Annotated in this window: 13 protein-coding genes and 2 tRNA genes; 4 read left to right on the top strand and 11 right to left on the bottom strand. The window is 37.3% G+C overall.

The window, feature by feature from the left end; translation table 11 throughout:
* Window positions 1–25: 25 nt before the first annotated feature.
* The 8 genes from QWY78_RS11320 to QWY78_RS11285 form a co-directional block, all read right to left on the bottom strand.
* Window positions 26–1561, bottom strand: coding sequence for a YifB family Mg chelatase-like AAA ATPase (locus QWY78_RS11320; RefSeq protein WP_290219860.1), 1536 nt, complete (start codon window positions 1559–1561; stop codon window positions 26–28).
* Between the two features lie 138 nt (window positions 1562–1699).
* Window positions 1700–1774: transfer RNA gene (locus QWY78_RS11315), tRNA-Val, on the bottom strand.
* 41 nt (window positions 1775–1815) lie between these two features.
* Window positions 1816–1890 (bottom strand) — tRNA-Val (locus QWY78_RS11310).
* A gap of 51 nt (window positions 1891–1941) precedes the next feature.
* Entirely contained in the window at window positions 1942–3180 is a 1239-nt protein-coding gene (locus tag QWY78_RS11305; RefSeq protein WP_290219857.1) for a bifunctional folylpolyglutamate synthase/dihydrofolate synthase, read from the bottom strand.
* Window positions 3181–3348: 168 nt separating this feature from the next.
* Entirely contained in the window at window positions 3349–4182 is an 834-nt protein-coding gene (locus QWY78_RS11300; protein WP_290219856.1) for a ferric siderophore ABC transporter substrate-binding protein, read from the bottom strand.
* A 35-nt stretch (window positions 4183–4217) separates the two neighbouring features.
* Window positions 4218–4616: an ExbD/TolR family protein gene (locus QWY78_RS11295; protein ID WP_290219854.1), complete on the bottom strand. Its 399-nt coding sequence runs from the start codon at window positions 4614–4616 to the stop codon at window positions 4218–4220.
* Window positions 4616–5296 (bottom strand): MotA/TolQ/ExbB proton channel family protein, encoded by a 681-nt coding sequence (locus QWY78_RS11290; protein ID WP_290219852.1) that lies wholly within the window; start codon window positions 5294–5296, stop codon window positions 4616–4618. The genes QWY78_RS11295 and QWY78_RS11290 overlap by 1 nt, the downstream gene beginning before the upstream one ends.
* Before the next feature lie 93 nt (window positions 5297–5389).
* On the bottom strand, window positions 5390–5950 hold the full coding sequence (locus QWY78_RS11285) for a hypothetical protein (RefSeq protein WP_435389067.1): 561 nt from the start codon (window positions 5948–5950) through the stop codon (window positions 5390–5392).
* Window positions 5951–6037: 87 nt separating this feature from the next.
* Between QWY78_RS11285 and QWY78_RS11280 the strand changes: the two genes are divergently transcribed.
* The 3 genes from QWY78_RS11280 to QWY78_RS11270 all read left to right on the top strand — a co-directional run bounded on the left by QWY78_RS11280 (window position 6038) and on the right by QWY78_RS11270 (window position 10638).
* Complete coding sequence (locus tag QWY78_RS11280; RefSeq protein WP_290219850.1) at window positions 6038–7831, top strand: DUF885 domain-containing protein; 1794 nt, start codon at window positions 6038–6040, stop codon at window positions 7829–7831.
* 204 nt (window positions 7832–8035) lie between these two features.
* On the top strand, window positions 8036–10276 hold the full coding sequence (locus QWY78_RS11275; RefSeq protein WP_290219848.1) for a PAS domain-containing protein: 2241 nt from the start codon (window positions 8036–8038) through the stop codon (window positions 10274–10276).
* Between the two features lie 8 nt (window positions 10277–10284).
* Window positions 10285–10638, top strand: a complete 354-nt coding sequence (locus tag QWY78_RS11270) for a response regulator (RefSeq protein WP_290219846.1) — start codon at window positions 10285–10287, stop codon at window positions 10636–10638.
* 32 nt (window positions 10639–10670) lie between these two features.
* Here the strand turns inward: QWY78_RS11270 and nth are convergent, their stop codons facing one another.
* Window positions 10671–11291, bottom strand: a complete 621-nt coding sequence (nth, locus tag QWY78_RS11265) for an endonuclease III (protein WP_290219845.1) — start codon at window positions 11289–11291, stop codon at window positions 10671–10673.
* Between the two features lie 32 nt (window positions 11292–11323).
* Here nth and bcp point away from each other — a divergent pair, with 32 nt between their 5' ends.
* Window positions 11324–11770, top strand: coding sequence for a thioredoxin-dependent thiol peroxidase (gene bcp / locus QWY78_RS11260; protein WP_290219843.1), 447 nt, complete (start codon window positions 11324–11326; stop codon window positions 11768–11770).
* 184 nt (window positions 11771–11954) lie between these two features.
* On the opposite strand, the gene rpmA is transcribed toward bcp, so the two are convergent.
* The gene (gene rpmA / locus QWY78_RS11255; protein ID WP_290219841.1) at window positions 11955–12212 is read right to left on the bottom strand and encodes a 50S ribosomal protein L27; all 258 of its coding nucleotides are present in this window, start codon (window positions 12210–12212) and stop codon (window positions 11955–11957) included.
* A gap of 29 nt (window positions 12213–12241) precedes the next feature.
* Complete coding sequence (gene rplU / locus QWY78_RS11250; protein WP_290219839.1) at window positions 12242–12904, bottom strand: 50S ribosomal protein L21; 663 nt, start codon at window positions 12902–12904, stop codon at window positions 12242–12244.
* Between the last annotated feature and the right edge of the window lie 305 nt (window positions 12905–13209).

Here is a 13209-nt window from a genome sequence, read left to right as displayed (position 1 = left end):
ACCGCTTCTATTGGAGCGGTATTTTTTATACATTCCAAAATTCCCGATCTAAACTTCGATACTGTATCGCTTCCGAAATATGAGCAGCATTTAAATCTTCTGATTCTTCTAAATCAGCAATGGTTCTGGCAACTTTTAAAATCCGATCGTAGGCTCGGGCAGACAGATTTAACTTTTCCATCGCATTTTTGATGAGTGTTTGCGAGGTTTCATTAAGTTCGCAATATTTCTCAATCTCGCGCGGTCCCATTTGGGCATTATAATGAATATCTGAATCTTTGTAACGATTGCTTTGGATCTCTCTTGCAATGAGAACGCGACGCCTAATATCATCACTTTGTTCTCCCTTTCGTTTGTCGGCAAGTTGCTCGAACTCTACTTTTTGAACTTCGATATGAATATCGATTCTATCAAGCAGCGGACCAGATAGTTTATTCATGTACCGTTGCATTTCAAACTGAGAAGATGTATTATTCGGGTCATCTGGGAAAAACCCACTTGGACTTGGGTTCATGCTTGCCACCAACATAAAACTTGCGGGATAATTTACCGTAAATTTTGCGCGCGAAATGGTCACTTCGCGATCTTCTAAGGGTTGTCGCATCACTTCGAGCACGGTTCTTTTAAATTCGGGCATTTCATCCAGAAACAAAACCCCATTATGCGCCAACGATATTTCACCTGGCTGTGGGTAACTGCCTCCACCTACGAGCGCCACATCAGAAATGGTGTGATGCGGACTGCGGAACGGCCGAACAGTCATTAAAGAAGTTTCCGTGCCTATTTTACCCGCGACAGAATGAATTTTAGTCGTCTCTAAAGCTTCTCTTAAAGTTAAAGGTGGCAATATGGTAGGAACTCTTTTTGCCAGCATTGTTTTACCGCTTCCCGGTGGCCCGATTAAAATAATATTATGCCCACCAGCTGCAGCAACTTCCATTGCGCGTTTTGCGGTTTCCTGGCCTTTAACTTCAGAAAAATCATTGGGGAAATGATGAACTTTTTCCTGAAATTCTTTACGGATATCAATCGTTGTTCGTTCAAGTGGAATTCCTTCATTAAAAAAATCCACCACTTCTTTTATATTTTCAATGCCATACACTTCTAAATCGCTTACGATGGCAGCTTCCCGAATATTGAGTTTGGGCAAAATAATTCCTTTGAATCCTTCTTCTTTTGCTTTAATGGCGATAGGCAAAACGCCTTTAATGGGCAACAACCCACCATCTAAAGACAATTCACCCATAATAAGGTAATTGCTGATTTCTTCGGCGTTAATCTGTTCAGATGCGGCCAAAATTCCTAAAGCGATACTCAAGTCATACGCAGAACCCTCTTTCCGTAAATCTGCCGGTGCCATATTGATGGTTATTTTTTTACCTGGAATCTTGAAACCAATGTTTTTTAAAGCGGCAGAGATCCGATAACTGCTTTCTTTAATAGCATTGTCTGGAAGACCAACCAGATGATAGCCAACACCACCGGTATCAACATTAACTTCGATGGTAATCGTTTGTGCAGAAACTCCAAAAATGGCACTCCCATAAATTTTTACTAACATGGCTTGTGTTTTGAGATTAAAATTAACAAATTAATCCCAAAGTTTTGAAAAAGAATTAAATGGAGGTTTTACCACAACATTTCAACATACGCTGTAAAAGCAAAAAAAATCCCACCGATGGTGAGATTTTTTTAAAGGTGGGCGGTACTGGGTTCGAACCAGTGACCTCTGCGATGTCGACGCAGCGCTCTAAACCAACTGAGCTAACTGCCCTAATTAAAAAAACCTCAGCATCAACTGAGGTTTTCTTTGGGTGGGCCCTGAGGGATTCGAACCCCCGACCCTCTCGGTGTAAACGAGATGCTCTGAACCAACTGAGCTAAGAGCCCGATCAAATTTTGATGTCTCAAATTTTGGTTCGGCAAATGTACAAAAAATTTCTATTCTTCCAAATTTTTTTCTAAAAATTCTCCGACTACAAAGTTACTTCCGCCAATAAAAATCATTTCATTTTTTTTAAGTTGTTGTTTTGCAAAAAGATAGGCCTCTTGTATAGAATCGAAAATTTTATAATTTATTTTTGATTTTTTTAATAATTCTTCATAATCTTGTGGGTGACGACCCCGGTTATTGTTGGGCTTCCCAAAATAGAATGTTGATTGGCTTGGGAGAATCTGTAAAACTTCATCAATTTTTTTCTCGGAAACAAAGCCCAAGATGACATGTTTATGCTTCGGAATTGAATTAAGTTGCTCAAAGACTTGTTCTAAACCCGCCTGATTATGTGCAGTATCACAAATTATGAATGGTTGCGTAGAAAACTCAAACCATCGTCCGATGAATTTGGTGTTTTTACAAACATGTAATAGTCCGTTTTGAATATCCTTTTCTGAAATAGCGATACCTAAACCTTGCAATTCTTTAACTAAAGCCAAAACAACCTTAATATTCTTCTGTTGATAGTTTCCTTTTAAATCTGATTTAAAATCACTTTTAACGAGTGTTGCATCAATGAATGGCGCATTTTTTTCTATGGCTGTATTTTGAATCCTATTTTTCACAACTGAATCTTCAGCACCGGAAACAATTGGAATATTGGGTTTGATAATTCCTGCTTTTTCGACTGTAATTTCTTTAAGGGTATTTCCTAATAAATCCTGATGATCCAACGCTACATTGGTAATCGCAGAAACCAGTGGGGTAATGATATTGGTTGCATCTAATCGACCTCCCAATCCCACTTCTATAATCGCGTAATCTACTTTCTTTTGATCGAAATATTCAAAAGCCATCATGGTGGTAAATTCGAAAAAAGAAGGAATTATTTCCGGCGGTAAAGTTCTTAATTTCTGGATAAATTTATAAACAAACCCTTTATCGCAGTTTTCACCATTGATTTTTATTCGCTCCGTAAAATCAATAAGATGCGGTGAATTGTACAATCCTACAGTAAACCCAGCTTCTTGTAATACCGATGCAAGCATATTGCTGGTCGATCCTTTTCCATTGGTCCCGCCAATGTGAATCATTTTAAGATTTTCTTGAGGATTCCCGAATAAATCACAAAGCTTTTTGATGTTTTCCAAGCCCGGTTTGTAGGCCATCTTACCTTCGGTTTGGTAACTTGGTATTTGGACGAAAAGCCAATCGATTGCTTCTTGATACTGCTGATTTGTCATGATGCTAAAATCCTAAAAAATTTGATATTAATCCTAGACTCCATTTGAGAAAGGGTTTGCGACCCGACTTGAGTGGAGCTCTTTTTATAAAATAAATATAAGGCAAATGCAAGGGCTTATTTTATAAAAAAGCGGGAACGGAAGGCGGAAAATTGTCGCCCTAAAATTTTAAAAAGTAATGCTGTAAACTCCTGTTGAAGAAGTAGTTGCCCGCTCAGCTTTGACGTATTTTTTGACCCAAGTTACCGATGTGGAAACTACGCAAGGATCAGATACTCCGCCGGAACGTCTGGCTGAAATCACATTTCCCGCTTTATCAACCGTGTAAGCGATATTGATATTGCCACCCGCCGAACAACTGTGTGATGGCTGCGCGCCGCCACGACCCATGGTTCCTGGAATAAACCCGATTAATTTTCGGTCGATGCCAATTTTGCTATCGCCATTTCCATCGCCACCCAAAGGATCGCCAGCATTACCTGTTGTTCCCGTAGTGCCTTGTGTTCCCGTTTTGGTGCCCCGGCCTTTTAAAAGGTTTCCGATGGCTGCGGTTCCCTTACCATCTCCGGTTCCTGTGTTGGAATTTGGGGTGATTGCCTTTGCGGGACTATTCTTTATAGGCTTTGATTTTGTAGGCGTTTTAGGAGTTGCTTTGACTATTTTTTCGGCTTTTGGAGTGGTCGTTTTAGGATTGGTTCCTGTAATTATTTTCTCTTTTACGATGGGCTTTACCACTTCTTTAACCGGCTCTGGTTTTGGCGTATCTTCTGCACTGGCCGCCAAGCTTCCTTCTTGGTTGGCAGGTTCTTCTGTTTCTGCTCCATCTCTATTATCTCCGAAATTAATGAGCATGGTGGTCACTTGCTCCGGCTTCTCTGTAATTTTGGTAAATTGATAAAAGAAGATTCCCAGAAAAAGCAATAGCGAAATGAGGAGCGTCAGGATTGCGCTTCTTCTTCGGTCTCTTTCATCGTTTTTCTTCTGTTGAATGGTATAATGCATTTCTAAAAAATTCTTTTTTTTAAAGAATTAATCACTTACTCTTCCTGAGTAGTTGCGATTGCTAAATTAAACTGATGATTTTCTGCAATTCCCATAACAAACACCACATCTTTATGTTTGGTATTTTGGTCTGCTCGGATGGTGAATGAAGGTTTTTCTTCACCTTTCAGCGTGTTTACCAAATAATTTTCCAGCTGTTCTTTTGGGATTTCTTTATCATTTACAAAATACTTGCCGTCTTCTTTAATAGTCACCACCGAGGGGTCTTGAACACTTGGGTTGCTGGTATCGGCGGTCGGTAATTTCACTTCAATAGCACTTTGGCTGATGGCCGAACTGGTAATCATAAAGAAAATCAACAATAGGAAAATAATATCCGTCATGGAGGCCATACTGAACTCGGCATTGACTCTGTTTTTTCTTTTCAATTCCATTATAACGGGGTATTTAACGTATCTAGGAATTCATTCACATGGGTTTGAATTTTCAAAACCAAGCGGTCTACATTGGTAACTAAAATATTATAGAAAAAGTAAGCCGGTATACCGATAAACAAACCAACGGCAGTGGTTGCCATTGCGGTATATATTCCGGAGGCCAATAGTTTTGGACTTACCGCGCCCGTTACATTGGAGATTTCAAAGAACGCCATAATCATTCCCACAACGGTTCCCAAGAATCCCAGCATGGGTGCCGCTCCTGAAGCAGACGCTAAAATATTCAAGTTTTTTTCTAATTTAGAAACTTCCAGTTGTCCTTGATTTTGCATCGCATTAGAGATGTCGGAAATCGGTCGGCCGATTCGAGCAAGTCCTTTCTCAATCATTCGTGCTTCCGGAGAATCAATGGTTTTACAGTAATCCACCGCAGTGTTAATTTTACCTTCTTGAACGAAATCTTTAATATTTTCTAAAAAATTAGGTGTTTGTTTGGAAGCTCTTTTGATAAAAAAATACCTTTCTAAAAAGATATAGAGTGCTAAAATTCCCAGAAGAAAAATGGCAATCATAATAATATTTCCGACGATGCCGCCTCCGAAAAGAATTTCCCAAAGTGAAAAAACGTGTTTTTCTATTGTGTTATTGATGATTTGCGTGGGTGCTTGTAAAAACATGTGTTTGTTTTGATTTTAAAATTGAACGTCAAAATTACCTTAATATTACAGTTTTTAAGGTAATTATTTAAAATTTTGCCGAAATAATTAGGATCAATCTTCGTCTACCACAATTTCATCTTGTTTGAAATTGCATTTCAATTTAAATGGAATAACCTGATCTGAGTCGGTAAAGAAATCGGTGATACTGCCTTCCCAGAAAAGTTCTAACTCATGATCTGTATTATTTTTAAAGGAAAGTTTACTACCAGTAAGGTACACATCATCATTATTAAAGAGATCGACATCGATTAAATTATCTGCCTCAACATCATTGATTTCAAATGTTTTCCCCATAAGTTCGGCATCTTCTATCGGAAAATCGGAGAGATTCATTGAAATTTGTGGAAAATGGTACTGCAGGGAGTCATCATCTACATGATCCAGCGAATCATCGGTAATGATTTCTACTTCTAAAAAATGTTGAGTATTGCTGTAAACCGCTTTGCAATAAGTGCTGTGGATGTGATATTTAAGGGTTTCATCCGGATGATAGATTTTTAAAATCCCTTTCATTTCTAAAGAAAAAATTGAGTTAAATAATTGATAACGATACTGATTAAGCAAAGATAAAAAATAGATTGATTGCGCAAAATAATTTATTGTAATTTTCATTTTTGAATTCTGTTGAAATCAGTAGGGTAATGAAATAGTAAAACATTGAACAAAAAAAATTAATTTAGCAGCTTCAAATATATGGTCATGAAAAATTTAATACGCAGTGCTTTTATAGGGATGGTCTTATTAGCCGGATTCTCCAGTTGTAAAAAATCAGACACCCCCTTAACAAAAATAACTCCCATCGAGGTAGATTCTATTGCCGCAAATTATTACGAGCAATACCTAAAACTCTACCCACTGGAAGCCACCTCGCAAGGAGACCTCAGGTACAATGATCAATTGCCCATCAATATCGACAAAGATTTTATTTCCGGCGAAATTTCTTTTTACAGTTCGGTTCAAGATCAACTGAAAAAACTCGATTACAAATCATTGAGTGATGAGGATAAAACCGTGTACGATGTACTCGACTATACGTTAAAAGATAAAATAGAAAGGTATGCCTATCATCCAGAATACATTCCTTTTACTCAGTTTGGTGGGTTGCCACTCGATTTCCCATTATTGGGTAGCGGTGAAGGCAGTCAACCGTTTAAAACTGAAAAAGATTATGAAGACTGGCTAAAAAGAATGGAAAAATTTCCGGAATGGATGGATAAAGCCGCAGAAAATTTCCGAGAGGGTATAAAAAATAATATTATTCTACCTAAAAAACTGGTCATCAAAATGATTCCTCAAATGAAAGCTGATGAATTGACGAGCCAAGATTTTGATACCAATATTTTCTTCGGTCCGGTTAAGAATTTTCCTAAAAACTTTAGCAATGCGCAAAGGCAAAAACTAACCACGGCTTATAAAGAGGCTATTTTGAAAAACATCATCCCTGCCTATGCCAAAATGGGTGAATTTCTGCAAACTGACTATTTACCCAAAGCCAGGACAACAGATGGGATCAATGCGCTACCGAAAGGAAATGAAATTTATGCCTACTACACCAAAAGCTGGACGACCACCAGCAAAACTCCCGAAGAAATAAACAAAATCGGCTTAGAACAGGTCGCCATGTTGCGAGCAGAAATGGAAAAAGTGAAACAAGAATTAGGCTTTTCCGGAACATTAGAAGAATTTATTACCGATGTGAAATCGGACCCGAAAGCAATGCCTTATAAAACAGAAAAAGAAGTGATTGCTGCCTTTAATCAAATCTTGACTAAAATTAAACCCAAGCTAAGGTCGATGTTCAGCGTAAATCCTATAACCCCTTTTGAAATTCGCCAAACCGAAAAGTTTCGGGAAGCTACTGCCAGTGCAGAATATATTCAAGGAACACCAGACGGAAAACGCCCAGGAATTTTCTATATGCCCATCCCAGATCCCACCAAATTTAATGTAACATCTGGAATGGAATCTCTCTTCTTGCATGAAGCAATCCCAGGACATCATTACCAAATTTCTTTGCAGCAGGAAAACACCAACTTACCTAAATTCATGCGATTCGGTTGGTTTGGCGCATATGGTGAAGGCTGGGCACATTATTGCGAAACCCTGGGCCCAGAGTTTGGACTGTACACTGATCCCTATCAAAAAATGGGATATTTAAGCGATCAAATGTTACGTGCGGTTCGACTTGTGATTGATACAGGAATCCATACCGGAAAGATGACTCGTGAAGAAGCGATAGCGTATTTTCTGAGTAATATTTCCTACGATGAGCCAAGCGCAACGGCAGAAGTAGAAAGATATATGGCAATGCCAGGTCAGGCCTTGGGCTACAAAATTGGATCATTGAAAATTCGTGAACTGCGGGAATTATATGAGAAAAAGTTAGGCAAAAAATTCGATCTAGCTCAGTTTCATGATGAGGTTTTGAATCAAGGTTGTTTACCTTTGGATGTTCTCGATCGCAAGATGGAAATATGGTCTAAAAAGCACTAAATAGTTTATTAAAAAGTTAAGCAAAAATGCGTTGAATCATGCAATGGTTTTGCTTTTCTTTATTATCAATAGCAATATCGTTTCGCTTTTAATCGATTTATATCAATAAATTAAATATGGATCGCTATATCTTTATAAATCAGAAAATATTTTAAAGAAATATTAAATAAAACAGTATTTTTACGAGTTCATATTTGATCGTTTATGAAAGACAAATTTCCAAATATCCCATACGGACTGAAAGAGTATGTTTTGGAGAATGTTCTTCAAAAAACACCCTTTGGATTTTCCTTGGTCAATGAGGATTATATCTTCGAATTCGCAAATGATGAGTGGCTGAACATTGTTCAAAAAAAACGTGCAGATATATTGGGTAAGAAAATGTTTGATGTTTTTCCTGAAACCAAAGATCAGCTGCTCTCAATTTTTGATGATGTAAAAATAAACAAACAGCCATTTTATTCCCCTGAGCAAAGTTTTAAACTTAAGCGCGCGGGTGTTCTTCAGGACGTGTTTTTTAATTTTGTTTACCAACCTATTTATAGTGATTCGGGTGATTTACAATATTTTGCGATCGTTGTAATCGAAGTAACAGACTTAGTAAGCATCCGAAATAAAATCAAAAATGAGGAGGAGCGACTTCGGCTAGCGACTGAAAGTTCGCATACGGCAACATGGGATTTAAATCTAAAGAATTCAAAAATAATTTATTCCACCTATCTCTCGGAAATTTTTGAATACGATGAGGCTGCGGAAATCACGCATCAACAATTACGAAATCACGTTATAGAATACGATCGGGTAAACATCGTAGAGAAGGCTTTTGAACAGGCTTTAATTACGGGTAAATATCAATATGAAGCGCGCATTATTGGCAAAAAAGGAAATTTAAAATGGGTATCTACCAATGGTAAAATTTTCTTCGATCAAGATGGTACACCGAGTCGTATGCTGGGTGTGATGCAAGACATTACTGAAAGAAAAAAAAACGAGATTCTGCTAGCGGAAAGCCACCACCAGCTTAATACCGCCCTAGATGCAACCAAGCTGGGCAGGTTTGATATGGATTATGAAACGCAGAAAAAATATAATTTTTCACCTCGTTTTTTATCAATTTTAGGATATGATGCAGAGACCGAGACCATCGACTCCAAAAAATTTGAAGACCATATTCATCCCAAATATTTAAAAGTACGCACAGAAGCTTTGAAACAAGCCAAAGAAACGGGTGATCTTTATTATCAAACCAAAATAATTCTACGAAATGGCGAGGTAAAATGGATCGAAATTTACGGCAGACTTTTAGAAAATTATCAAGGCTCTAAACCTTATATTTCTGGCACAATACGTGATATTACAGAGCTTAAAGAATTTGAAAAAAGCATAAAAGAAAGCGAAAAAAAATACCGTTTTTTGGCAGATGCTATTCCGCAAATTATTTGGATTGGCGAAAGTGACGGGCAACTCACCTATTTCAATCAAGCTACCATGGATTATTCCGGGAAAAACTACAATAGTTTTTTAGAGAAAGGTGGCTGGCTGGATATTGTGCATCCCGATGAGAAGGAGGAAAACATGCGACTTTGGAACGAGAGTGTTAAGAATAAAATGCCCTTTAGTTATGAACACCGATTTCGCAATAAAAATAACGAATACCGTTGGTTTTTAAGCCGTGCGATCCCGCAACTCGACGAATTCGGAGCGGTGAAAAAATGGGTGGGAACCAGCACAGATATCGATGAAATGAAGCGCTTGGATCAGCATAAAAATGATTTTATTAAAATTGCCAATCATGAGCTGAAAACACCAATTACGACAATCAAAGGATATGTGCAGCTGCTTAAAAAAATGCGTGGCGATTCTGAAGACCAATTTCTGGTCAACTCATTAAACACCATTGATAATCAGATTAATAAGCTCAATCATTTAATGGGCGAACTTTTAGATATTTCTAGGATCGAATCTGGCCAGCTTCCTTTGCACAAAGATTATTTTTCCTTGTTAAAATTGGTGACCGAAACCATTGAAGATATCAAAGCAGCTGAACAAACCCATCAAATTAATTTTAAATTAAAGCATGCTTCCGATATTGAAGTTTTTGCAGATAAAGACCGGATTACTCAGGTCTTGAATAATTTATTAACAAACGCCATCAAATATTCCCCAACTGCAAATAAAGTAAAGGTTACGCTCTTTGTAGAGGGCGATTGTGCAGTTGTTTCCGTACAGGATTTCGGTATTGGCATGGATTCCTATGAACTCAATAAAATATTTGATCGATTTTATCGCGTTTCAGGAAAAGATGAAGTGACCTTTCCGGGATTCGGAATCGGACTATTCATCGTAAAAGATATTATGGATCGCCACAAAGGGAAAATATGGGTCACCAGTGAGAAAAATGAAGGAAGCACCTTCTGTTTTTCACTTCCACTTTTAGAAAATTAAATAAAACGATGAAGATATTAATTGTTGATGATAACAAAGACATTTGTATGCTAATCGAAAGTATACTGCTTTCAGAAGGCTACAATGTGGTTTCTTGCAGTACTCCCGCTGATTTTAAAACTCAAATGGGAACTGAAAAACCGGCCCTAATCATTACCGATATGCTAATGTCTGGTTTTGATGGTCGAACTTTAACCAGGGACATAAAAAATAATAGCCAAACCGCTGATATCAAGATAATGCTCATGTCTGCACACCCAGATGCTGGCCATATTTGTGACGATATCGGTGCTGATGAATTTCTTGCAAAACCATTTGAAATTGATGATTTGGTTGGTAAAGTAGAGCGCCTACTCCACTAATGTACAATTTGTCGTCTTATTATCGAAGGAAATTATTTTTCAAATAACATCTTGGTAATGAAATCATTTTCCTTATTTCCTCTCGCCGGCGAGTATTCTCTGCCATAGAAGATGATCTGCAGATGCAATTTATTCCAGGTAGTTCGTGGGAATAATTTTTTTGCATCTTTTTCTGTTTCCACTACATTTTTTCCGGAAGTTAACTTCCACAAGGTCATTAACCGATGAATATGCGTATCTACCGGGAATGCTGGGACACCAAATCCCTGACTCATCACTACCGAGGCGGTTTTATGCCCTACTCCGGGCAGTGCTTCCAATTCTTCAAAAGTCTGCGGCACCATTCCATCATGCCTTTCCACCAGGAGTTCTGCCATTCTTTTCAGGTTTTTAGCCTTGGTATTTGCCAATCCTATTTCTTTGATTAAATATTTTATTTCATCCACTTCTAATTCTTTCATTTTAAAAGGGTCTCCCGCAACTTCAAAAAGTTTTGGCGAAATCTGATTCACTTTTTTATCCGTAGTTTGCGCTGAAAGCGCCACTGCCACAAGTAAAGTAAACGGGTCGTTGTGGTTGAGCGGAATGGGAACTTTAGGATATAATTTTTCCAATTCCGTCATAACCGTTTCAGCTCTTTGCTTTTTCGTCATTTTAAGTTTAAATTTGAACAAAATTAAGCATTATGTTGAAAGTAGGCGATCAATTACCAGAATTTGAAAGTAAAAACCAAGATGGAGAAACCGTAAGGTCCGTGGATTTTGCCGGCAAAAAGCTGGTTGTATTTTTCTATCCCAAAGCAAATACCCCCGGCTGCACCGCAGAAGCGTGTGATTTGAATGATAATTTTTCACAACTTAGAAAACAAGGTTATGAATTATTAGGCGTTTCTGCAGATCCGGTGAAAGCACAAAAAAAATTCCATGAGAAATTTGGTTTTCAATATCCTCTGCTTGCTGATGAGACCAAAGAAATTATCGAAAAGTTTGGGGTTTGGCAACTGAAGAAATTTATGGGTCGGGAATTTATGGGAATCGTTCGCACCACTTTTATTTTTGATGAAAAAGGAAAGTGTACGCGGGTTATCGAAAAGGTAAAAACCAAGGAAGCTGCGCAACAGATTTTAGAATAATCGTCGCAGAAAATTTTGCTACAAAAAAATTATATTATTTAATTCTTGTCAGATAAGGCCTTAGACAGAATTAGTTTAAAAAATAACAGGTGAAGCACCTAAAAAACTAAATTTTTATTCCTACTATATAAAAAGTCCCAATCTTGCGATCGGGACTTTTTTATTTTTCAAAGCGCTTTTTGAATTATGCGTTTGGTTCAATAGATACAAATGATCTGTTGTTTTGTTTCTTTCTGAAAACTACTTTACCGTCGATCAAAGCGTGTAATGTGTGGTCTTTACCCATTCCTACGTTTTCACCAGGATGATGTGTTGTACCTCTTTGTCTCACGATGATGTTTCCAGCAATAGCTTCTTGTCCTCCGAAAATCTTAACACCTAATCTTTTAGAATGTGATTCTCTACCGTTTTTGGAACTACCAACTCCTTTCTTATGTGCCATTTTATTTTAAGGTTTTTGGGTTAAATTGATTAAGCTTTTCCGCCGTTTAGTTCTTTTTTTAGAGTTTCTAACTCCTCCATTTTTCCGTCTGCTGCCAATTGTGCTTGTTGAGGCCAAGTTGTAGGATCCATTGCTGCATAAACTGCACCGTTCGGATCTAGAATTGCTTCTAATTCTTCTTTGCTTTTTTTAGCTAAATCTGCAAACGTTTTAATTCCTGCTTCAACAAAAATTGCAGCTACTTTAGGTCCGATTCCTTCAACAATTGTAAGATCGTCTCCTTTTTTCGTACTTTTTTTAGCAACTGGGGCATCTTCAGAAACTACTGCGTCTTTCTTTGCTTTCGGTGCTGCTTTTTCTTTTTTCTCTTCTTTCTTACTATCGAAACCAGTGATTCCAGTAATTTGAATTTGAGTTAAAGATTGTCTGTGACCGTTTTTCTTTTCGTATCCTTTTCTTCTTTTCTTTTTGAAGATAATTACTTTATCAGCTTTCAGATGATTGATGATTTCAGCATCAACAGTGATACCGCTTACAGCCGGGGCGCCGATTGTTGTAGAACCGTTTACAGTTAAAAGAACTTTATCAAAAGAAACTTTTCCTCCGATATCGCCTTTCAAACGGTTTACAAACAACTTTTGGTCTTGCTCAACTTTATATTGAAGCCCTGCTATTTCTACAATTGCAAACATTGTTTATAAATTTTGTTAGTTAATTCGAGGTGCAAAAGTAATAAATAATTTTGAGTTATCCACAATGAAGGTTTAAATTTCTGAAAATCTTTTCATTAAAGCAATTAGCGTAATCGTATTTAGCAGAAGTTCATCATTTATTTTCCACTAAAAATTCATCCTTCACAACAGTTTTTTAATTACTTTTGATTTTTAATTGATACCTGTTGTGCATTTAGCATAAATTAATTTTTGTTTTATTTATACTTCTTTTAAAAACGAAAAAATTCAGATACTGTATCATTGTAAAGGAAGTGATTTTAGAT

The organism is Kaistella yonginensis, assembly GCF_030409525.1.
GTDB classification, from domain to species: Bacteria; Bacteroidota; Bacteroidia; order Flavobacteriales; family Weeksellaceae; genus Kaistella; species Kaistella yonginensis.
The sequence above is the reverse complement of the archived record's forward strand: the minus strand, read 5'-3'. Positions and strand labels throughout refer to the sequence as shown.